Consider the following 21256-nt stretch of genomic DNA (forward strand, 5'->3'; position numbering starts at 1 on the left):
CCCTTCAACGCGACGTGGCTTGGTCGCGTGCCGCCCCGACCTTCATTGATCCCAAGAAGCGCTTGAGCGGGGTTGTGAATCTCGTCCAGTGATAGGCGCCGTTGAACTTCAAGAAGAACTCCAGCGGGCCGTCGGACGGATCCACCTTCGTCCGTCCACGCAACAGATCAGGAGCGGTTGTATCGATCTCCTGCGAAGATATTGAATACACGGCTTCATAGCCTGCCGCCCTGCAATCGGCGAGCATACCAACGTCATACTCTCCGTAGGGAAATGAGAAATCAAGAATCGGCCCCTTGTTCAATTGCATCAATCGAGCCTTCGAGTCCTCGAGCTCCTCACGCAACTGCTTCGGGCTGAGAGACGGCATTGACGGGTGGCTTATCGTATGTGACCCGAGCGAGACTAGCGAGGCACTGAGGGCCTGCAATTGTTCGCGGGACATGACCACTTCCAAGCGCTCCGAACTTCCGCCGGCACCGGTTGCGCCTTCGATCTCGTTCATAACCCATCCCGGCGCGCGCCCAAGCCAGCCTACGGGCACGAATATTGTGGAGTGGAATGCATACCGAGCAAGCTCGGGAAGGGCATTTTGAGCAACGCTGACGAACGCGTCGTCGAACGTGATTGCAACACATTTCTTCCCTTCAGGGAGCGGGCCGCGGTGCGAGGCCGGCACCACCTGGGCTCCGCGATGAAGAGCTTCCATCTGACGCGCGAAAGCCGACCGATCTTCAGCCGAGATACCGTGATAGTAAAGCACGGTAAGGCGTTGCGCGGACGACTGCCCCAAGATGAAGCGCAAGATCGCGCGACCAGCAAAATAAGTCAGACTGATCAGGATCTTCACGTAGCGGCGCAATTCTATCGCTCTCATCGTGCAGTACTTGGGAAATGACGAAAGGTCATGTTGCTCCATATCAATAGACCAGTAAAAACATTACTCCAAACCCGCTCAGAATTAGGCTCCGAGTCGAGAAAATAGGGCAAGCTGCTCCGGAACGAAGCTTTATCGCTCTTTCAGCCGGGCTCGCCGGAGGGGCGTTTGGGCCGAAGCATCGGACGCTCATAGGCTCCTCAGGTCGGCTCGAGGGAGCGCAGCATGCTCCATGGCAATTTGTCAGTCTCACAAGAGGCAGCGATAGCGAGGACGGGGGGAACGCGCGACACGAATCCGAGTTCGCGGAGGAACCTGAACCAAATATAGTTCACAACCGTCAGGTAGACGGGTTGGTCCGCATAGACCACTCTTCTAAACACATAATACGTACGACCGTTCGGCTCGTTCAACCTGCGAACGAGATCCGCCTCGTGGCCGAGCGGCGAGATCCTGGCTACGCGCATATGGCACGAGGGTGATCTCGCATCCACGATATGCATGTATTCCAGATTCTCGTTGCTGACCGTGACCTCAAACTTCTGCTCGGCGAGAAACGCGGCAATCGCATTTTGTATCTCCACCGGATCCTCCGGCTTCAACATCAATTTCCACCCGATTGTCAGCGGGATCAATACGATGAGCATGCACTTAAGCGCGGGAGAATATGTCACGTCTAAGGCCTAGCATGCTGATCGCAGCGACGACGATTAAAATAACGACATTCACAACCAGCTCGGATAGCGGGCTGTGAAGCATCGAGTAATGCGCATAACTCAACCCCATGAGGCTCATGCGAAGGACGTTCACCGCAACGACGCATGCGCATACAATCCCGCACCACAGGATATCTTGCGCGCGCCTTCTGTGGCCGGCCATTTCGCTGATCGTGATCCAACACAACAGGCCAAGCGATACATTTGCAAGCGACGAGCACGACGGGAAGATAGCGAGTGTTCCTGAGTGATCGGCAAATTCGACCATATTGGCGTGCCGATCCGTTCCCAGCATCCATCCGACAAGCAACGCATCGATTGCCAGCACATATTTTGCGAACAGATCAAAGATGAGGCGACTCCACAGCATAGGAACCGTGGTGGCCAGGAGAATGACTGCCCCGCGATGCAACGATCGAGATCCCTGCTGGCTCGACAACACGTAGAGGCTCAGCATGGCAACAGCGATCCAACTTGCCGCGCCAATGGGAAGCGCGATGGCCAGCAAGAGAAGGACCGCAAGGGCGACGTCGACGGGACGCACCAGTTCAGTTCTGTCGGATAGGACCAGCGAAATGCCTGCAAAGCATGCGGCAACAACCACGGCGCTGACGTCGAACGTGCCCAGAACGGCATTCTGCCATCCAATCCGATGCACCGACGAAATGGCTTTCGCGGCCAAGCCATTAACGCAACCGATTATGAATACACCTGCATAGAGCTCGCCGCGGGTCGGGCGAGATCTCAAGATAGCGGTCAGACCTCTAGCCATGTCGTTCGATGACTTGCTTCTTTGACTTCAAATTCCAGGCGCGCCCCGGTTATAACGGATCCAGCTTCGGAGCGACGATTGGGAACCAAGGCCGAACTCTAGAATAGCGGGAAGACCGACTTCAGAACAATGAAATTAAATAGCGACAAAAAAGCAAACAACCGCCATGGGACGCCGGGTAGATTGATTTGATTGTCTTTTTCCAGTAAAATAATTTACCATAGCAATACTATTTAATTAAATTCGGGAATGTCCTATGATTATTTCGAGGCTTGGCGGACGCGTTCCGGGACGCGGACAGTTTAGGTAGACGAACACTTTGTACGGTTGCGAGATACCGGGAGGCGATTTGTGTCATTGATAGAAGGGTTGCCAAATCCATCGAAGGAATATCGCCCCGACATTTGGGGCAGCTTGCCCGACAAGGAGCGAGCGAAACTGCGGGCGTGGAATGACACTCGTGCTGATTTCCCGCAAGTTTGCGCGCAAGAATTGTTCGAGGCTCAAGTCGAGCACACACCGGATGCAATTGCGGTGAAATTCGGAGAACGCCGCTTAAGCTATCGCGATCTAAACGAGCGAGCTAATAGCGTCGCTCATTATCTCCGCAAGCGTGGAGTTGGTCCCAACACGCTAGTGGGTGTGTGCTTTGAGCGCTCTCCCGAACTGGTTGTGGCTTTGTTGGCCGTCTGGAAAGCAGGCGGCGCATACGTTCCGCTCGATCCAGCCTATCCAAAGGAGCGGTTGTCCTTCATGATCGAGGACGCGAACCCGCTGGTCCTTCTAACGCAAAAAGGCTGCCTGTCGCTCTTATCGACGCCCGCAGACAAGACCATTTGCCTGGACGTCGATTCGCCAATTTTGAGCGGCGAGTCCAAGTCCAATCCCTCGTCGGCGACTGCCCCTTCAAATTTGGCCTATGTCATGTACACGTCCGGCTCGACGGGTAGGCCCAAGGGGGCGATGATCTTGCATAGGGGTTTGGTCAACTACCTGTGGTGGGCGATCAAGACTTACCCTGTGGCAGCCGGGCTTGCCGTTCCGGTCCACACATCGATCTCGTTCGATTTGACGGTCACTAGTCTCTACACCACCCTATTGGGCGGCGGGACCGTTGAACTTTTGCCAGAGGATGTCGGTGCTCAAGAGCTCCTGGCCGCCCTCAAGGCCCCCGGAAAGCGAGGTCTCGTCAAGATCACGCCCGCGCATCTCGAGTTGCTTAACGCGCAAATCGCGCCCGAGCAGGCCGCAGATGCAGCTAGTGCATTTGTGATCGGCGGCGAAAACCTCGTTGCCGAAACACTCCGCCTCTGGCGCGAACATGCCCCTGCCACGCGTTTGTTCAATGAATATGGTCCGACCGAAACGGTCGTTGGCTGCTGCGTGCATGAGGTTCAGATTGATGATCCGACAAGTGGCTCCGTCTGCATCGGACGCCCCATCGCCAACACACAGCTTTACGTCCTTGACGAGAACATGACGCCGGTCGCGCCTGGCGTGGCGGGAGAGCTGTTTATCGGTGGGACTGGCGTTGGCCTCGGTTATTTGAACCGGCCCGAATTGACCGCAGAACGGTTCCTGTCGGACCCATTCAGCACGGAGACAGACGCGCGTCTTTATCGAAGCGGAGATCTGGCTCGTTTTCGCAACGACGGCGTCCTGGAGTATCTCGGCCGAGCGGATGATCAAGTGAAAATTCGCGGCTACCGCATCGAGCTCGGTGAGATCGAAGCCAATCTCGCGGCTGAACCTAGCGTGCAAGCGTGCGCTGTGATTGCTCGCGAGGACGAGCCCGGGAACCGTCAGCTAGTAGGATACATCGTCCCGCGCAACGGTGCGTTGGACACCAACGAGCTAAAGGAATCGTTGGGGACCCGCCTACCCGAATATATGGTCCCTTCACAATTCGTGCTGCTTGATGCCCTCCCGCTCACCCAGAACGGGAAGATCGACCGAAAGGCTCTCCCGGCACCTGCTGATGCCAGCAGGGGCGAGGGCGGCCCCCCGCGAACCGAGACTCAAAAGGCCATCGCCACTGTCTGGTGCGAACTCTTACGGACAGAAGGAATCGGCATTCAGGATGACTTCTTCGATCTTGGCGGGCAGTCGATGACAGCCGTAGGCCTTGTTACGAGACTGCGCGCGCTCTTCAATATCAATCTCGAGATTGCTGTTTTGTTCGAGCGACCGACAATCGCCGGGCTTGCCGAGGCGATCGATATGCTCGTGATCACCAACCAGAGTACCAGTTCTTCTTCAGGCGCACGGGAAGAGTTCAATCTGTGATGGATGATGCAGCCCTCCTTTCGACGCTTCGCGCCCGCGACGTCCGCCTGTGGATCGAGGATTCACATTTGAAGTGCAGCGCCCCCGTAGGGGCGTTGGATGCAGAGCTAAAGCACGCACTTGCCAGCCGCAAGCAAGCGATCATGGCAATTCTCCGGCAAGCGGAGGCCCGCAATGTCGAACGGGCCTCGATCGTCCCTATCAAGCCAGACGGATCGAGGCCTCCGATATTTGCAGTTTCCGGCCACGGCGGAGACATCTTTTGTATGCTCCCGTTGGCGCGACACCTGCACGCGGAGCAGCCGATGATCGGCATTCAACCGCCTGGTCTCGATGGCAGTGAGCCGCTCTCAACGGTCCAAGACCTCGCACGCTATGAAGTCCAGCAAATACGCAAGTACCGTCCGGAAGGCCCCTACCTGATTTCAGGGCACTGTGCAGGAGGAGCTTTAGCCTTCGAGGTCGCACAGCAGCTCACAGCGATGAGGCAGAAAGTTGCCCTGCTTGCGCTCATAGGCAGTGCGTATCCGACGATGTTCAATCCAACATCGCTGTTGCTTGTACGCCTGTCCAGCTATTTAAAAGTGCTGACCCCGAGCGCGTTCAAACGTCGCCTTCAACTGAGGCAGGAACGACAGAAGGGCGCGGAGCTCGTCGGCGCCAGCAACCTCGCCGCCAGGAGCCGGGTCGAGAACGCGACAGTTGCGGCAGTCTACAACTATACGCCACAAGTCTATGACGGTCATGTCGACCTCTTTATTACAGCCGACTGGTGGCATCGCGCACACCTTTGGAAGCCGCTCGCTCGCTCGGTGAGCGAACACCACCTTGAGAGATTTGAGGTCAATGACCTATTGATCGGCGAGCACGTCGGCGTCCTCGCCGCAGCACTGCAAGAACGGCTGAACCAGATCGGCGTCTGAGGCGCCGATCCGCGCTTGGCTGCGAGAAGCCACCAAGATCCGGAATTCCCTTGCCGGTCCCAATTGCAAGAACTACAGCCAACGGTGACACCAGGTAACGATGATTGTGATGTGCAGCCCACCTGCTACCGTATCGGAGTGCCTAAGTTGGCTCAGAGCGAGGAGCCGATCATTTCCTTCAAAACCTCGTTCGCGCCGCCGTATATGCGCTGGACCCGGCTGTCGGTCCACAAGCGCGCAATTGCGGATTCCTGCATGTAGCCATATCCGCCGTGCAGCTGGACGCATTCCTCGACGATCCGACACTGGCTATCGGTGAGCCAGTATTTGGCCATCGCCGCGGTAACAGCATCTAACTGACCATGGATGAACTGCTGGATGCAATTATCCACGAACACTCGACCGACATGCGCCTCAGTTCTGCATTCGGCGAGCTTGAAGCGCGTGTTCTGCAGGTCCAGCAGGGGTCTGCCGAATGCCTTGCGGTCCTTTACGTAAGCGGTAGTGATTTCGATCGCGCGCTCCGCTGCCGCGACTGCGCTCAGTCCGATCGACAGCCGCTCGTATCGAAACTGATCCATCATTTGAAACAGGCCGCGCCCTTCGCTCGCGCCAAGCAGGTTTCCAACGGGGACACGCACCCCGTCGAAAAACAGTTCACAGGTGTCCTGAGCGTGGCGACCGACTTTTTCGAGGGGTTGGCCTACCCGGTAGCCTGGGAGATCTTTCGTTTCAATCACAAGCAGTGAGAGGGCCCTCGGCCCGGATAATCGAGGATCAGTACGGACGGAAAGACAAACAAGGCCGGCCTGCCAGCCGTTTGTGATGAACGTCTTCGAGCCGTTGATCACATAATGCTCACCATCTTTTCGTGCCGTGGTTCTGGTGCCCTGGAGATCAGATCCCGAATTGGGTTCTGTCAATCCGACCGCACCGACCAGTTCGCCAGCGGCCATTCGTGGCAGCCAACGAAGTTTCTGCTCTTCGCTTCCATAGGCAAGAATATAATGTGCAACTATGCTCTGAATGTTGAAGCCGAAGTGGACCCCGCTCCGGGCCAGCTCTTCGATGATAACGGCCTCATAGGCGAAGGTCCCACCTCCCCCGCCATACTTCTCGGGCACGTCCGGAAGTAACAAACCAACCTGACCTGCCTTGAGCCAGGCCGAAGCGTCAGGGTAGCCTCGCTCGGACCAACGCGCATGGTTTGGGACAAGCTCCGCTTCGATAAATTGTCGAACCGAGTTCTGAAATATTCTTGTCTCATCGCTCATCCAAGGCGACTCAGCACGTGCCGGCATCATTTTCTCATCTCACATTCGGGTCGCACACCCGACGTTGCAGCATCGGCTGAGCGTTTGGCAAGAGCCGCAGGCGGCATTTATTGAATGGATCAAGGTAGATAGTAAAGGCGGAGAGAGATCAAATTTCAGAGCAATGCACTTTTTGTGACATGATGATTGGCCGAGGAATTCGCATGAAAATCTACGTTGACCGGCATGCGGTTCATCAAGCAAGACAACCGCCCTCATTGGGCCGAGGCGCGTTGCGTCGCGTGAATGGCCCTTGGGCATCCGACCGACGGCCATGGCATTCAGCAGACCGCCGATTTGGTAAGCCGGAGCTGCCATTTCGGCCTCCTGCGAGGCCGAGATAGGCGTCTCCCGGCGACCGACTTCGGCAAGGGACCTTGGCCGAGATTGGTCCTATCGTCGAAGAAGTGGCAGTGCGCCCCCTCTTCTCCCGCGGCAGTTACAAGCGGTCCGGTCACATTAGAATGCTCCGAAAACGGAACGCACCGCAAAATAAATGATATTGTAAATCTTTCTATTTTATATAATAACGTCTTTTAATTTAATGCGGCCTGTTTTTACTTTCTCAACTGGATAGTGGATTTCAGACCCCACGCGGGCATTTATATAACGGAGTAATCACATTGTGCGGTTTCGTTGGCATTTTCGAATTTAAGGACCCCCTCGAAACAGCGCGTCATCGCGCTTTGGAAATGTCCAAGATGATCAGACATCGCGGACCCGACTGGAGCGGCGTCTATGCGAACGAAGGCGCAGTGCTCGCCCATGAACGACTTTCAATCGTCGACGTGGAGCACGGGGCCCAGCCCCTGATAGACGATATGACTAGTCGGGCGCTGGCTGTAAATGGCGAGATCTATAACCATGTCGCGCTGCGTGAAAAACTGAAGCAACATCACGCCTGGAAAACGAAATCAGACTGCGAGGTCATTCTCTATCTTTATGACGAATATGGCCCCGCTGTCTGCAACATGCTCAGCGGGATTTTCGCGTTCGCTCTGTTCGACGAAAAGAAGCGTGAGTTTTTCGTTGCACGAGACCACATCGGCATCATTCCACTTTACATCGGGTGGGACCGCGACGGCGCAACTTACGTCGCAAGCGAGATGAAGGCCCTGGACGCCGCCTGCGAAACGATTCAGGAGTTTCCGCCAGGTCATTACTATACCGGGCGGGACAGGACTTTCGTCAAATGGTATAATCCATCCTGGGAGCACCAGGCGCCCACGGAAAAGGTTTCGCTCCAGAAACTCCGGTCCGCACTTGAGACTGCGGTCAAGCAGCAGCTCATGTGCGACGTTCCCTACGGAGTCCTGATATCCGGCGGGCTGGATTCTTCTCTCATCGCCGCTATCGCCTCGCGACACCGGTTCAAGCGAATAGAATCGGGCGATACCGAGGAAGCCTGGTGGCCTCGCCTTCATTCCTTTTCCGTCGGACTCGATGGCGCTCCGGATATGCGCTTCGCGCGAAAGGTGGCCGAACACATCGGAACGGTTCATCACGAGATTGTCTTCACGGTCCAGGAAGGGCTTGATGCAGTCTCGGATGTCATCCGTCATCTCGAGACGTTCGATGTTACGTCAATTCGTGCGGCAACGCCCATGTATCTGATGGCGCGAAAGATACGCTCAATGGGTATCAAGATGGTGCTTTCGGGAGAAGGTGCGGATGAGGTGTTCGGTGGATACCTGTATTTTCACATGGCGCCGAATGCACAAGAATTCCACGAAGAGACCGTTCGAAAGCTGTTCGCTTTGAGCAAATACGACTGCTGTCGCGCTAACAAGGCGACAGCCGCCTGGGGACTTGAAACGCGCGTACCATTTCTGGACAAGGAATTTCTCGACTATGCCATGTCGATAGATCCGGCAGACAAGATGTGCCCGGGGAAAAAGATCGAGAAGAGTATCCTGCGAGAAGCCTTTCCTGACCTTCTGCCCGAGGAGATTCTGTGGCGTCAAAAGGAACAGTTCTCGGACGGCGTCGGCTATAGCTGGATCGATTCCTTAAAGGACTACGCTAACAACAAGGTCACTGACGGAATGATGTCCACCGTCGAGCAGAAGTTTCCGAACCAAACGCCGACTTCGAAGGAGGGCTATCTGTACAGGACCATCTTCGATCGTATTTTCCAAAACCCGACTGCCTGCCTCACCGTTCCGGTCGGCCCGTCGATCGCTTGCTCGACACCCACGGCATTTCGCTGGTCGCAGGAATTCGCGAAAATGGATGACCCGTCAGGAAGAGCTGTGCGGAGCGTGCACCTTCAGGCAACCGAGTCGGTCTGATTGTCCTTGAGCGTCGTGGCGCAATGGTCGCTCCGTGGCTCAACGAGAGTGGCCAAGGAGGCGGCTAGAGGGTCGGGAATGTCGAGAGTGGAAGACCGAATGCATCTGCTTTCGGCCTCCCTTTCGTCAACAGTAAAACAGCGATGGTCGCGCTCAATCGAATGACCCGTTCCCGTTGGAGCACCGAGGGAATTTGTATGCTCAGTCCTGCTTGCGACGTCGCCTCATCAGCCAATAAACGCCATATGCCGCGGCCGCGAGCGGAATACCGGCACCGGCGACGGGCCCCGGAGCACCGTGAACACCACCGTTGGCCCAATTGGCGGGAGTTCCGCCGCGGTAGACCCAGTCGTTAGACGACAAAGCGGCGTTGTAGAATACATAGCCGCTGGTTGCGGTACCCGATACGGCTAACAAGACCAGGACAATCTTCAAAATCGCGGACATGCTTCAACTTCCCGTCACCCTGTTACAATTTGAACATTATAGCACAAAATATATGCTTCATATATATAAATAAAAAGCACCGCGTCATTTGATCGCATTTATTTTCAAATGCCCTCCATGACTTAGAGTTCCAGGTTCATAGTCCGACCCACGCGATTCACGATTAATTTTGTCTCTCGTCGATTTAAATTTTGACGTGCACTAACTTATCGATATGGTTTGAAGGGGCCTGTCCGGATCTCACTCGCGAGTTTTAACTTTGCGGGTGTTCTTGATCGAGGCGCCACGGATTGCGGGAAAGACCGAATGCTGCAGAACACCGACAGATCGAGGACTGCGCTCGGCAATGCCGACGGCCCGCCGCCGGGGGGCGCAACCGGAATCGGTCCGCTGGTGAGTTTTGCACGCGGATTTTTGCGCCGCCAGTATGCTGTCGTGATTTTCGGCGCGGTACTCGCTGTTGCTGCTGGCCTGATCTACCTTCGCGTCACGCCGCCGACTTACACAGCTCAAGTGCGCATCCTGCTGGGAAATCAAAAGGCGCAGTTTATTCAGCAACAGTCTGTCGTTGCCGAACCGTCCTTTGACCCGAGAGAAATAGAAACACAGCTTCAGATCCTCCGGTCCAAAGCTATCGCAAGCGACGTCATCGATAAGCTCGACCTCGCCGCCGACCTGACGAGGAACAAGGACTCTCCGCTGACAGCAGTGGTGCGCCGCCTTCGCAAGTGGTTCGGAGGCACGCAAGGCTCCGATGAAAGCGAGTCACAGGCGCGCCAAGCTGGCGACATCATGACGGCGTTCCAAGAGCGGCTCACGGCAGCGCGCGTGAACTTGAGCAACGTGATCGAACTGACTTTCAGTTGGAACGATGCGGCACGTGCGGCCCAGATCGCCAACGCAATTGCCGACGCCTACATCGCAGACCAGCTCAACGCCAAATTCGAGGCCAATCGAACGGCAACTCTCTGGTTGCAGCAAAGAATAAAGGCGCTGGGAGATCAGGCCGAAACTGCTGAGCGCGCGGTCAACGCCTACAGATCGCAAAACAACATTGTCTCGACGGAAGGAAAACCTATCGACGAGCAGCAAGTAACTCAGTTGAATAGTCGCATCGTGGCCGCCCGAGCTCAAACCGCGGAACTCCTCGCGCGCCTGAACCGCTATGAAAGCATTCTCAAGGAGAATCCCGCCAAGGGGGACTCAATAGGGACGCTCGACGCCTCTGGGTCGGACGCGCTTGCGAGCCCGATCATCAATAGTCTGCGCCAACAATACCTCGAGCTGGTCAGGCGGGAGAGCGAATGGTCGGCGCGGTTCGGTAAGGATCACCTGAGTGTCGTCAATCTGCGTGCTCGAATGCGCGAAATTCGCGCGTCCGTTCTCGATGAGGTCCGCCGCCTCGCCGAAACTAGCCGCAGTGACTATGAAGTTGCCAAACAAGGCCAGCAAGATCTGGAAAAGCAATTGTCGGAGGCTGTCTCGCTGTCCAGGGCGACGAATTCAGCGGAAGTCACTCTTCGGGAGCTCGAAAGCCGGGCGAAGGGCTATCGAACGCTCTACGACACGTTCCTGCAGCGATATATGGGATCGGCGCAGCAGGAATCTTTTCCCATTTCAGATGCCAGGGTAATTTATCCTGCCTCCATTCCGCAGAGCAAAAGCAAGCCCAAGACGACAATCATACTTGCGATCGCCTTATTCGGAGGTCTTGGTCTTGGCGTTGGACTGGGTTTGCTCCGAGAAACGATGGACCGGGTCTTCCGAACCCCTGATCAGCTCGAAGCAGCTCTGTGCCTGCCCTGCCTTTCCGTCGTGCCGCTCCTGCAAGCTGCCAGACTTCGAAAGCTGAAGACCAGCTTCCTGCCGGACCGAGAAACCGGCAGGAGAACGGTTTCCACGCATTCACCTTCGCATTGGGCCGTGATGAATATGCCGTTGTCGCGGTTTGCGGAGGCGATCCGTTCAATTAAACTGGGCATCGACCTCAATCCAACGCAAACGACAAACAAGGTCATTGGAATAACGTCCTCACTGCCCCATGAGGGTAAGTCGACGATCGCAGCGTCTCTTGCCCAACTGATCGGACAGGGGGGTAAAAGCGTGATCCTCGTGGACTGTGACCTCAGAAACCCGTCTCTATCAAAGGCTCTCGCACCGGACGCGAGCGCTGGGTTGCTTGAGGTCATCTTCGAAAAATGCTCCTTGGAAGAGGCCATCTGGCAAGAGCCAAAGACCAATTTGGCCTTCTTGCCAGTGGTCAAGAATCGTCCATTGCTTCACAGCAGTGAGCTTCTGGCAACCGAACACATGCGCAAGTTGTTCGCCCGCTTACGAACGACTTACGACTATGTGATCGTCGATTTGCCGCCTCTGACCCCCATCGTTGACGTCCGCGCCACGGCGACGCTGGTCGACTGCTTTATGCTTGTCGTCGAATGGGGGAAAACCAAAATCGACGTGGTGCAGCATGCCTTGCACACCGCCCCGAATGTCTACGAGAATCTGATCGGTGTTGTACTCAACAAGACAGATATTCGGTCGATGCTTCAGTACGATTCCCATAGAAGTGACTACTACAGCGACGATCATTACGTGCACTACGGTCTTACCGACAATTAATGCTATCTTTGCAAGCCTCGGGCGTGTTGCAATTTAGCTACACACGCCGGCTGAGTTGCTTGCAGCCTCGATGTTGGCCTGTCCAGAATCCTCACAAGATGTCATTCTCCGAAGGCTAATTCAGAGAAGCTTGCGGGGATCTCCTGGCTAACGTTGTGAAAATGATGGCGAAGCGAACCGCCATGCTTCTGGTGCTGTGCTGCGCCGGGTGCTCCATCGTGCCGACGACCGGCCCGCAGGGAACTGACGTCCTCAACCAGTCGGAGGGCGGAGCGCCGGTCAGTGTTCCGTATGCGCTCGTAAAAGTCACTCCTGAAGTAGTTCAGACGCTCGGTCAGTATGTGCCGAGGCTGTCGACGGCTTTTGCCGATCGGTCGCCGCCGAAGGCCTTCCGCTTTGGCATTGGCGATATCGTGAGCGTCACTATCTTCGAGGCCGCCGCCGGCGGGTTGTTCACCTCCGAGAATGGCGTTCGCGCTGGAAACTTTGTCACGGTTCCCAATCAGGCGGTCGACGAAAGCGGTAACATTGCGGTTCCGTATGCTGGTGAGGTGCGAGCCAAAGGCCGCACGCCCACCGAGGTGCAGGCGGACATTGTCAACAAGCTAAAAGCTCGCGCGCTTGAACCGCAGGTTGTCGTCGCGGTGGCCCAGCAAAACACATCGCTTATCAGCGTTCTGGGTGATGTGCGGACCGCGGGTCGCTTCCCCGCGAGCCCGTCCGGAGAGCGCATTCTCGACGCAGTCGCGAGGGCCGGAGGCCCAAGCACTCAAGGCTACGACATGTGGGTCTCGCTTGAGCGGGCAGGCCATCGCGCCAGCGTCCCATTCGGCGCGCTGATGTATGAGCCAGCCAACAACATTTATGTGCTCCCAAACGACGTAATCTACCTATTTGGCCAGCCACAGACATTTGTCGCGGTAGGGGCGGCCGGCGCATCGGCCTCCGCGGGTCAAGGTCTGTATAAGTTTGATGCGTGGAGGCTTTCGCTGGCAGAAGCCGTCGGCAAGCAGGGCGGGCTGAATGACTCCCTCGCCGAGCCGAGTTGGGTATTTTTGTATCGGGGCGAGACGCGTGAAGTTGCGGCGCGACTTGGCGTGGATTGCACGAAGTTCGCAGGGCCAATTATCCCGGTCATTTACAATGTGAACTTGCGCGATCCGTCGGGCTATTTCCTCGCGCAAAATTTCGAGATGAGAAACAAGGATGTGATCTACACGTCTAATGCCTCTTCGGTTGAGACGACGAAATTCCTGACGTTCCTGCGGACCATTATGGCGACCGCGAACGATCCGATCACTTATGCGACGAATGGCCTGGTCCTCCGGAATACCATTCAAGGAACCGGTTCTGCCACCGTCATCACGACACCCACACCGATATCGCGATGAGGCGGGCCATCTAGTTGATGGCGCGCGCTCATCGAGCATCGCCTCAAGGCCTTTTCCCTGTGCCTTGACTAAGTGGGAGCGCATCGGCCTCCGCCTTTGTCTTGAGGCAATGTATGTTTATTTGGCTTTACTTCTGGACGGCTTTTGTTGCCTTCGTCGTGGCTTTCAATGCAGTTCGAGCCGAAATTGCGACTGGCTTCGGTTGCGCCATTATGGCGGTTGCTCTTATCCGCCTTGCCTTAAGTTCACGCCTGGGTGTCATTGACAGGTTGTGTCGCATCACGCGCCCGGCTGCGCTCATTGCGCTGATAGTCCCGGGCTTGTGGATATTGCTCCAGGTCGTACCAGCTCCTTCACCCTGGCCGTCTAACGGCATCTGGTCGACAGCATCGAGCGCCCTGCGAATGCCGCTTAGCGGGACGATATCGATCGACACCGGAGCTACACTCCTGTCCTTCGCCCGGTATTGCGTTGTCATCGCAACCGGCATTGCGGTCAGCGCGGCGGCCGTAGATCGACAATCGGCAGGGAATTTTCTCTATCTCCTGACTGCTGTTGCAGCGTCTGTCGCAGGACTTCAGCTCGCTTCCGAGCTGGGCTACGTTCACAGCCTCGATACCGACGCCGCGGGAGCCGTCCTTGTCTCTGCGATCGGGATCATCCTGTCGTGCGCTTCTTTGCTTCACGTCCAGGAGCAATATTCCAGCAAACGTCGCCAGCCAAATTCCGGGTTCCACGCAGTCGTCGGGCTTGGGGCAGCTACCGCGGCATTCGCCTTAGGCACATTGTCAATCATGATGCTGGGCGATCAGACGCTTGCCTTCGCAGCGATGTTTGGCATGAGCGTCCTGGTCAGCATTCACGTCGTCCGAAAGTGGCGCTGGGGAAGATGGGGCAAGGCCGGGGTTTTGACCACGGGCGTGGTTGCCCTTCTTGCTTTCGTGGCCATCGCGCCGCTCAAAACGGACGTGGATATCACAAAAGTGCTGTCATCCCAAAACAGCTGGAACGCAACAGACCTTCTGCTGTCAGATGCAAGAACATTTGGCTATGGAGCAGGCGCCTTCGAGGACGTCCTTCCGGTCTATCGTGACGTTGGCGACGCTTCCCGCCACGTCTCGGAAACCGCAGCGACGATAGTCACTGTTGAAATGGGGCGAAGCTTCCTGCTCGCAGCGATCCTCGTTATGGCTGCAGCGTCCATTGTTCTCGCACGGAGTTCCCTGGCTCGCACGCGGGACTACGTCTACGCCGCTGCGGGCGCCAGCGTTTTGGTAACGACTGCGATTACGGCGTTTGTTAACAGTGATGCGTTGAGTTTTTCAGCGTTGCTGATCATCAGCGCGTGCATTGGCCTGTCGTATGTTCAACGCCGAAGCGCAAGCGAGAACGTCGTCTCAACGCCGCGAACTCACGACCTTGACAGGACGCGTCCAGTTGTTGCCGGACTGACTATTGATAGACTCTTGGTACGGTCATGCTGCGCCTTGTTTGGATTATTGCTGGCAGTTCAGGCAATCTGGGTATTGATTCCAGCATACCTCCTGTGGGGAAACGGGACGGTTACTTTCGGAGCGACATCTCCGCCGGTCTCGGTCCGTGAAAAGAATAACCTTGACCATGCGACTTCGTTTGCCATCGCTCGTGGCGATCTATGGGCAGAATACGGGTTTGCAGGCGCGGCGTTGTTGCAAGGGACGCCGACACGAAATGGATCAGATGAAGGCGTGCGCCATGACCTTCTCGGAGCCCTGAGATTTTCTCCTTATCGAAGTGACGTTTGGCTGACGTTCGCATTGCTCGCGGAGCAGTATAAGTGGAGCGCCTATGATCCAGCGGCCCTGCTGAAGATGGCGTACTACACGGCACCCAACGACGTTGAACTGATACCGGCAAGAATCAAGCTTGCGCTGCGATTGAGCAGCGCGGTCGCCGATCTCGAGCTGCAGGACATGATCAAGCGGGACGTCGGTCTGATTGTGGGCCGATTGCCTGCTCTGAGGCCGGCGCTCGTCGAAGCATACGCTTTGGCCAGTGCTGACGGACGGCGACTTGCCGAACGACAAATCGCCGAGACTGACCCGGTCTTTCTGAAGGAAATGCGGCCACGGTGAAGCTATGCCTATCCACGCGAGGGCAGAACGTGCAGGACTCCTGCGCGCTCGAGTTTGGTTCGAGCACAAAACCCTGTGAAGTAGCCAAACTGAAGCAAGGTCTCCGCGGTCAATCCCGAGAGAAAAGCTTCACGCGACCCGTTCGACACGGCCCAATAAAGCGCCCCAACGAATGCAAACAGCGCCAAGAGCAGGGAGAGCAGGTGGAGTTGCCCCCGTTAAACCGGACACTCGGCTGGTGATGCAACTCTCCCGCGGTGAGCGGTAGCCCGGTCGGGAGTGTAGTTATTCTGAGTTGTAATCCTCCATCCATTGGTCGATCCGCTGCAGTGCGGTGCTCGCGTCAGGAATCGGGTTCACACGAACTTCACGCGTGAAGGTCTTCAAGAACGCCTCGGCCATGCCGTTGCTCTCGGGGCTTTCGATCCGCATGAAGCAGGGCTCGAGGTTGAGGGCCGCGGCGATCTCAAGGGTGCGATAAGCGGCGAAGATGGATTCATTGTCGGTCAGCCATTGCACCTTGTGTGGAGCCCGGATGTCGGCGAACCGCTGCTCGACACAGGGGACCATTATGCCTCGGATCATCTTGCCGGAGATCCCAGCCGTTGTGGCCACCCAGTTGATGACCTCGCGGTCATGGCTGTCCAGGGCAAAGGCAACCCGCACGATCTCACCATTCCAGCAGGTGAACTCCAGCGCGTCCGAACACCAACGCTCGTTGGAGCGGCTTGTCATGATCGTTCCGTCATGGGCCCGCGGGAGGTGGCGCACTGTATGCCGGGCCAGCAACAAGCCACACTTCTTCATCAGCCGGTAGATGCGCTTGGCGCTGACGGGGTCGTGGCCGACGGATCGCCGCTCGCGCTTGAGGAGCGCGCGATCCGCCGGTATCCATATAGCTCGGGCGGCTATCCACTAGGCGCCGGATATCAGACGTGAGTTTCGCGTCCCCGACGCGAGTCTGCGGACCGCGGTTCGAACGCTTGCCACCCGTTCGGTCAACCAGATTGGAACGGGCCACCCGGAGGGTCTCTGCGATCCGTTTCACAGGGTATCCTCCGGTGCCTGCGATCGCGACAGCAGGGTCGGTTCTCTTACCCGTGCAAGATCAAGAGCCTCCTTGAGGATCTCTACCTCCATGGTCTTGCGGCCCAGCAGGCGTAGGAGTCTCGATCCCGTTCCTCGAGCCGCCGGACCTCGGAGGCGGCGATCACATCCTTGTCGGCCCGCACCGCCTCCTTGCCCCCTTCACACATCAGCCGTCTCCATCCGAAGACCAGGCTCCGGGAGAGCCCATGGCGACGAGCAAAATAGCTGATGGACATGCCCGGTTGCAGAGTCTCGATGACGACCACGAGCTTCTGCTCCGCCGTAAACCGCCGCCGGCGGGCAACGCCGGTGATGGCTTCCACCTTTGAAAACGTGTCGGACATAGGCGTATGCCTAGGACTAGGCCTAGCTCCTCCGGCTAACGCCGGTGTCCGGTCAAAACAGGGGTAGTCTTGTATTTCCTATATCGCACAATTTAAGAGCGACCCTCGCGGGTACAGAGCCCCCAAAACCGGGCGGCATACAGTCAGCTTAGGCCTTCGTTTCCGGCTCTATTAATTTGACTGCCATGCCAGCATGAGTTATTAATTTATAAACTTTAATTTTTGGTTAATTAATCAAGTTGGAAGGCTTTAATCCAATGAATTTCATTGACCAGCGCCTCCAGGCAAAATTACTCCAGAGCTCGATTTTTCAAGAGCGCGAACTTCCAACGGCTCCGGTTCGAAAATGGCCTATTCGCTACCATTCCGTTGAGGCCGCAACGATTCTGCTCGACATCGCAACGATTGCCTTGGCGAGCGTCCTGGCAACCTGTGCGCATCATGTCCACGAAGGCATGCGCGTCGACCTGGGGCAGCCGATCGGTTCTGCCATACTCGTCGCAACGCTGTTTACGTTGTGCCTGAAATCGCAAGGTCTATACGAGCCCACAGCCCTTCTCGCGTGGCGTCGCCAGGCCCGAATGATTTTTGCGACGTGGGCGGGCGTATTTCTGCTTTTGTCAGGCATAGTTTTCGCGCTGAAAATCGGTAGCGAGCTGTCGCGCGGTACGAATATGCTCTTCGCGGGACTAGGCCTTGTAGCGCTCCTGGCCAATCGAATTCTGGCAAAGCGCCTCCTTGCAAAGGGGCTTGCCGAGCGTCGCTTCTCCGGGCTCAAGGTCGTGTTGATCTCCGGCAACGAAGCTGCAGGCCTTGATTTCTCCGATACCTTGGCCGCGGTTGGTCTCGACATCAAGGAACGTTTTTCGCTGCCGCGCCCGGGCGTAAACGCGAACATTCGCCGAAGACTTGCAGCCAATGTAATCGAGCGCATCAGGGGCTCCGACATCGAAGCGGTGGTTGTTGCAGCCGATACAAATCAGTGGCCCGAACTCCGCGACTTCGCGGCTGAACTCCGGGCCCTGCCCTTTCCGGTCACGTTCGTTCCAACTGGCGCAGCCGCTGAAGCTTTTAAGCGCCCCTCCAGGGATTTTGGCGACCTGGTCAGCATTGAGCTGCAGCGAGGTCCTCTCAGTGCCGCCGAGTGCACCGCAAAGCGATGCGTCGACCTCTTTGGCGCGGGATTAATGTTGATCCTCATAGCCCCGATGCTCGTCTTTATAGCGGTGGCGATCAAGCTTACCTCGCGAGGCCCAATTCTGTTCAGACAGCGCAGGCTGGGATTCAACGGCCGAACCTTCCAGATCTGCAAATTCCGAACGATGACGGTGCTCGAGGATGGATCCTCTGTGGTCCAAGCGCGCGCCGTCGATAACAGAGTTACAGGTGTTGGAAAGTGGCTTCGCCGTACAAGTCTTGATGAGCTACCGCAGCTCTTCAACGTTCTACATGGCAGCATGTCGCTGATTGGTCCGCGGCCGCACGCGGTTGCGCACGACAATCAATTTGACAAGCTTGTAAGGAACTATGGCTTCCGCCAGTGCGTCAAACCTGGGCTAACCGGCTGGGCTCAGATTCACGGTTACCGCGGGCCGACGCCCACAACCGAGTTGATTGAGCGGCGCGTGGAATGCGATATCTGGTACATCGAGAATTGGAGTTTCAAGTTAGATCTCTGGATTCTACTTCGAACTCCGTACGAAGTGTTACGCGGCCGGAACGCCTACTAGTCAGCCTGCGCCTCGATTCTTCCGTCCTCAAGAGCCCTTGCGATGTGCTCCAGCAACGTTTCTGTCGTTTGCAGAGACCGACCACGTAAGCCCCTGATTGAGTCGTTGTCCGGGAGAAAATCCAACTGATCGATCGAAGGTACGATGCCTGGCATCGCCTCTGCCAACTCTCTCTCGACGCGCTCCCAATCCTGGCTCATAGCAATTTCCTGAAATGAATCGGATACTGAGGTTACTCCGGCCAACCGACCTTGGAAAAACAAAGTCGGTCGCATGGTTAAGGACGAAATAATCGCTGCAGTGTCCCGCCAGCCGGCTCTGCAGAAGACGCGTTTCAGCTCGGCAGAATCTGTCGTGTCCTTTCCAAGCAATGACCTATTTCGATCGGCAGATGGTGTCTTCGACAAAAATCATCGACGAGATCTTCTCGGGTGACGTACAGCAGCCTTGAAGCACCAATAGCTCCAGGAGGGCCCACCTTGTTCATCAAACTCCACGCAGGCGCGCCGTCTAGGCTGTCGAAGGTCAAATCTACCCGAGCGACGACATCGGGTGATGAAATTCGGACCTCCCTTAAGTTGCGCTAGAATCAGGAGAAGAACGACCTGTACGTGTGGATAGCGGTTTTAAATGCGCTTCCCGATTGGAATCGCACGCAAAATCGCCGATTAAACAGAAATAATCCCTTTTAATGCCCCAGAAAATTAAGTAAAATCAATTTGATTTCGAGTCCCATTTTAAAGTCGCCCCAAAGCCTAGTTTCTGCGGGAAGGCAAATTTTTGACACAGGGCGTATCCTTGTTGGATTCAGAGCGCATGACCAAATTGGCTTTTTTGGAAGCGATGAACTTTGATGAACTTTGGGTCTTGCACGAGCAACTCACAAAGATCCTCTCGGACAAGATCACCTCAGAAAAGCTCGAGCTGGACAAAAGATTGGCGCAGCTGAGTGGTGCGGATCCAGGCGAGGGTCAGGAGACGCAGCCACGGCGCCGGAAGTATCCGAAGGTTTTGCCGAAATACTACAATCCATTAGTGCCTGACGAGAAATGGTCGGGGAGAGGCAAAATGCCTCGATGGTTGGTCGCCGCAATTCAATCCGGCCAAAAACTTGAAGACTTCAGGATCGAAACAGCCGAGAAGTCCGATAGCTGAATCGTCCGGGCAGCGCGAAAAGCCGCCAAAAGAGAACCCAAAATACGCGCGCAAGGTTTGTTGCAACCACGCCGATCGGCCGGCGGGCCAAGTATACAGCCTGCGTACATTCATACTACTTCCCGTTCAGGATCTTGATGAATGCGACCGACTGCTCGAATGAAATTCGACTTTATCATCTTGGATCGACAACACTGTGAGTAACCCGGTTGCATACGCTCCGGTGTCAATGTTGATGCGATGGCTTCGAATCTCGGGCTCCAGGCTTGGAGTATGGCCATGGACGACTATCTTGCCGAAATCTCGATCGCTGCTGAGAAAAGGCTCGCGAATGCACATCAGATCTTCTTCGCTTTGCTTGTCCAGCGGAACGCCAGGCCGAACCCCAGCATGAGCAAAAAAGTAGTCTCCGCAGCTGAAACAAGGAACGAGGTTCGCCAAGAAGTTAGTGTGGGCAGCAGGGATTGCGGCCGCCAACGCGACGCTAACTTCCCGCCCTCTCTGCAGCAAGTCCTTGGTGGAAGTTGTTATTCCGTAGGACATCAACGTCGTCATGCCGCCCAATTTGATCCAGTTGGAGAGCATCTTTGGGTCGTCCAGCAGGCTTAACAACAGCGCTTCGTGATTGCCTCTAACAAAAACGGTCTCGTGCCTTTGCGCCCGGTCAATGAGAAGGTCAATTGTGCGCTTCGCATCGGGGCCTCGATCGATATAGTCTCCGAGAAAGACTTGGATTGCCTGTTCTGGCCTGGAACGAGCCAAATCGGCATCGATGAGATCAAAGGCACCGGCCAGCAGATCAGCGCAACCATGAAGATCGCCCACTGCGTAGATGCGGACCCCTCTTGGCAGGCGCGCGCGCCTATCGAAACGAGAAAAGACAGTCCTCAGCAACATGGAAGCTCATCAACAGCTCAGATGCCGGTCGCGCCGAGACGTTAGCGAAACGATCCTGAATACGCGCCCCAGAATGCCGACCCGCCGTAAGGTCCATAGGCGCCATACAGCGCATAGCAAGAATAACCGTCCGGACACGCGTGACGACGCCGTACGATCGGATACCGTACTTCGTGGCCCGCAACACGATCGACCCTCGACGTCCGAATTGGCAGAGCTGCATCCGCAGCCTGTATCGGATCAGGGACTGATGCGACGGCAACCGCTCCTAGGAACGCTCCCCTCACAA

General features: G+C 56.3%; 15 protein-coding genes and 1 pseudogene. 8 read left to right on the forward strand and 8 right to left on the reverse strand.

Annotation, left to right across the window (positions count from 1 at the left end; all coding sequences use genetic code 11):
• Nucleotides 1–4 precede the first annotated feature (4 nt).
• The 3 genes from L6639_RS40315 to L6639_RS40325 form a co-directional block, all read right to left on the reverse strand.
• Nucleotides 5–862 carry a polysaccharide deacetylase family protein gene (locus L6639_RS40315; protein WP_237867029.1) on the reverse strand — a complete coding sequence of 286 codons (858 nt, stop codon included), beginning with the start codon at nucleotides 860–862 and terminating at the stop codon, nucleotides 5–7.
• A gap of 215 nt (nucleotides 863–1077) precedes the next feature.
• A complete protein-coding gene (locus tag L6639_RS40320; RefSeq protein WP_237867031.1) occupies nucleotides 1078–1482 on the reverse strand; it encodes a hypothetical protein in 405 nt (134 codons plus the stop codon).
• Nucleotides 1483–1528: 46 nt separating this feature from the next.
• A complete protein-coding gene (locus L6639_RS40325) occupies nucleotides 1529–2275 on the reverse strand; it encodes a hypothetical protein (protein ID WP_237867032.1) in 747 nt (248 codons plus the stop codon).
• A 441-nt stretch (nucleotides 2276–2716) separates the two neighbouring features.
• On the opposite strand from L6639_RS40325, the gene L6639_RS40330 reads away from it, so the two are divergent.
• Together L6639_RS40330 and L6639_RS40335 are read left to right on the forward strand one after the other, a co-directional pair.
• Complete coding sequence (locus tag L6639_RS40330) at nucleotides 2717–4651, forward strand: non-ribosomal peptide synthetase (RefSeq protein ID WP_237867033.1); 1935 nt, start codon at nucleotides 2717–2719, stop codon at nucleotides 4649–4651.
• Nucleotides 4651–5574, forward strand: coding sequence for a thioesterase domain-containing protein (locus L6639_RS40335; RefSeq protein ID WP_237867034.1), 924 nt, complete (start codon nucleotides 4651–4653; stop codon nucleotides 5572–5574). Before L6639_RS40330 ends, L6639_RS40335 begins: the two co-directional genes overlap by 1 nt.
• A gap of 152 nt (nucleotides 5575–5726) precedes the next feature.
• Here L6639_RS40335 and L6639_RS40340 read toward each other — a convergent pair whose 3' ends face one another.
• Nucleotides 5727–6848, reverse strand: a complete 1122-nt coding sequence (locus L6639_RS40340; RefSeq protein WP_338076580.1) for an acyl-CoA dehydrogenase family protein — start codon at nucleotides 6846–6848, stop codon at nucleotides 5727–5729.
• A 662-nt stretch (nucleotides 6849–7510) separates the two neighbouring features.
• On the opposite strand from L6639_RS40340, the gene asnB reads away from it, so the two are divergent.
• Nucleotides 7511–9178 carry an asparagine synthase B gene (gene asnB, locus L6639_RS40345; protein ID WP_237867036.1) on the forward strand — a complete coding sequence of 556 codons (1668 nt, stop codon included), beginning with the start codon at nucleotides 7511–7513 and terminating at the stop codon, nucleotides 9176–9178.
• 201 nt (nucleotides 9179–9379) lie between these two features.
• Here asnB and L6639_RS40350 read toward each other — a convergent pair whose 3' ends face one another.
• A complete protein-coding gene (locus L6639_RS40350) occupies nucleotides 9380–9625 on the reverse strand; it encodes a hypothetical protein (protein ID WP_237867037.1) in 246 nt (81 codons plus the stop codon).
• A 306-nt stretch (nucleotides 9626–9931) separates the two neighbouring features.
• On the opposite strand from L6639_RS40350, the gene L6639_RS40355 reads away from it, so the two are divergent.
• The 3 genes from L6639_RS40355 (at nucleotide 9932) to L6639_RS40365 (ending at nucleotide 15752) form a co-directional block, all read left to right on the forward strand.
• A complete protein-coding gene (locus tag L6639_RS40355) occupies nucleotides 9932–12247 on the forward strand; it encodes a polysaccharide biosynthesis tyrosine autokinase (protein WP_237867041.1) in 2316 nt (771 codons plus the stop codon).
• Between the two features lie 161 nt (nucleotides 12248–12408).
• A complete protein-coding gene (locus L6639_RS40360) occupies nucleotides 12409–13638 on the forward strand; it encodes a polysaccharide biosynthesis/export family protein (protein ID WP_237867055.1) in 1230 nt (409 codons plus the stop codon).
• A 113-nt stretch (nucleotides 13639–13751) separates the two neighbouring features.
• The gene (locus tag L6639_RS40365) at nucleotides 13752–15752 is read left to right on the forward strand and encodes a hypothetical protein (RefSeq protein WP_237867042.1); all 2001 of its coding nucleotides are present in this window, start codon (nucleotides 13752–13754) and stop codon (nucleotides 15750–15752) included.
• A 288-nt stretch (nucleotides 15753–16040) separates the two neighbouring features.
• Here the strand turns inward: L6639_RS40365 and L6639_RS40370 are convergent.
• Nucleotides 16041–17185: pseudogene (locus tag L6639_RS40370) on the reverse strand (IS3 family transposase); the annotation flags it as partial.
• 257 nt (nucleotides 17186–17442) lie between these two features.
• Between L6639_RS40370 and L6639_RS40375 the strand changes: the two are divergent.
• The gene (locus L6639_RS40375; RefSeq protein WP_237867043.1) at nucleotides 17443–18915 is read left to right on the forward strand and encodes an undecaprenyl-phosphate glucose phosphotransferase; all 1473 of its coding nucleotides are present in this window, start codon (nucleotides 17443–17445) and stop codon (nucleotides 18913–18915) included.
• On the opposite strand, the gene L6639_RS40380 is transcribed toward L6639_RS40375, so the two are convergent.
• A complete protein-coding gene (locus L6639_RS40380) occupies nucleotides 18912–19115 on the reverse strand; it encodes a hypothetical protein (protein WP_237867045.1) in 204 nt (67 codons plus the stop codon). The genes L6639_RS40375 and L6639_RS40380 overlap by 4 nt on opposite strands.
• A gap of 616 nt (nucleotides 19116–19731) precedes the next feature.
• Here L6639_RS40380 and L6639_RS40385 point away from each other — a divergent pair.
• Entirely contained in the window at nucleotides 19732–20070 is a 339-nt protein-coding gene (locus tag L6639_RS40385) for an H-NS histone family protein (RefSeq protein WP_237867046.1), read from the forward strand.
• 126 nt (nucleotides 20071–20196) lie between these two features.
• Here the strand turns inward: L6639_RS40385 and L6639_RS40390 are convergent, their stop codons facing one another.
• Nucleotides 20197–20967, reverse strand: a complete 771-nt coding sequence (locus L6639_RS40390) for a metallophosphoesterase (RefSeq protein ID WP_237867047.1) — start codon at nucleotides 20965–20967, stop codon at nucleotides 20197–20199.
• Between the last annotated feature and the right edge of the window lie 289 nt (nucleotides 20968–21256).

Origin of the sequence: Bradyrhizobium zhengyangense (assembly GCF_022012555.1) — a bacterium.
Lineage (GTDB): Bacteria > Pseudomonadota > Alphaproteobacteria > Rhizobiales > Xanthobacteraceae > Bradyrhizobium > Bradyrhizobium zhengyangense.

Excerpts from the sequence above, each read along its gene's own strand:
- L6639_RS40350 (WP_237867037.1), bottom strand. The coding sequence starts at position 9,625 with ATGTCCGCGATTTTGAAGATTGTCCTGGTCTTGTTAGCCGTATCGGGT.
- L6639_RS40335 (WP_237867034.1), top strand. The coding sequence starts at position 4,651 with ATGGATGATGCAGCCCTCCTTTCGACGCTTCGCGCCCGCGACGTCCGC.
- L6639_RS40320 (WP_237867031.1), bottom strand. The coding sequence starts at position 1,482 with ATGTTGAAGCCGGAGGATCCGGTGGAGATACAAAATGCGATTGCCGCG.
- L6639_RS40390 (WP_237867047.1), bottom strand. The coding sequence starts at position 20,967 with ATGTTGCTGAGGACTGTCTTTTCTCGTTTCGATAGGCGCGCGCGCCTG.
- L6639_RS40365 (WP_237867042.1), top strand. The coding sequence starts at position 13,752 with ATGTTTATTTGGCTTTACTTCTGGACGGCTTTTGTTGCCTTCGTCGTG.
- L6639_RS40340 (WP_338076580.1), bottom strand. The coding sequence starts at position 6,848 with ATGAGCGATGAGACAAGAATATTTCAGAACTCGGTTCGACAATTTATC.
- L6639_RS40385 (WP_237867046.1), top strand. The coding sequence starts at position 19,732 with ATGACCAAATTGGCTTTTTTGGAAGCGATGAACTTTGATGAACTTTGG.
- L6639_RS40375 (WP_237867043.1), top strand. The coding sequence starts at position 17,443 with ATGAATTTCATTGACCAGCGCCTCCAGGCAAAATTACTCCAGAGCTCG.
- L6639_RS40360 (WP_237867055.1), top strand. The coding sequence starts at position 12,409 with ATGATGGCGAAGCGAACCGCCATGCTTCTGGTGCTGTGCTGCGCCGGG.
- L6639_RS40380 (WP_237867045.1), bottom strand. The coding sequence starts at position 19,115 with ATGAGCCAGGATTGGGAGCGCGTCGAGAGAGAGTTGGCAGAGGCGATG.
- L6639_RS40355 (WP_237867041.1), top strand. The coding sequence starts at position 9,932 with ATGCTGCAGAACACCGACAGATCGAGGACTGCGCTCGGCAATGCCGAC.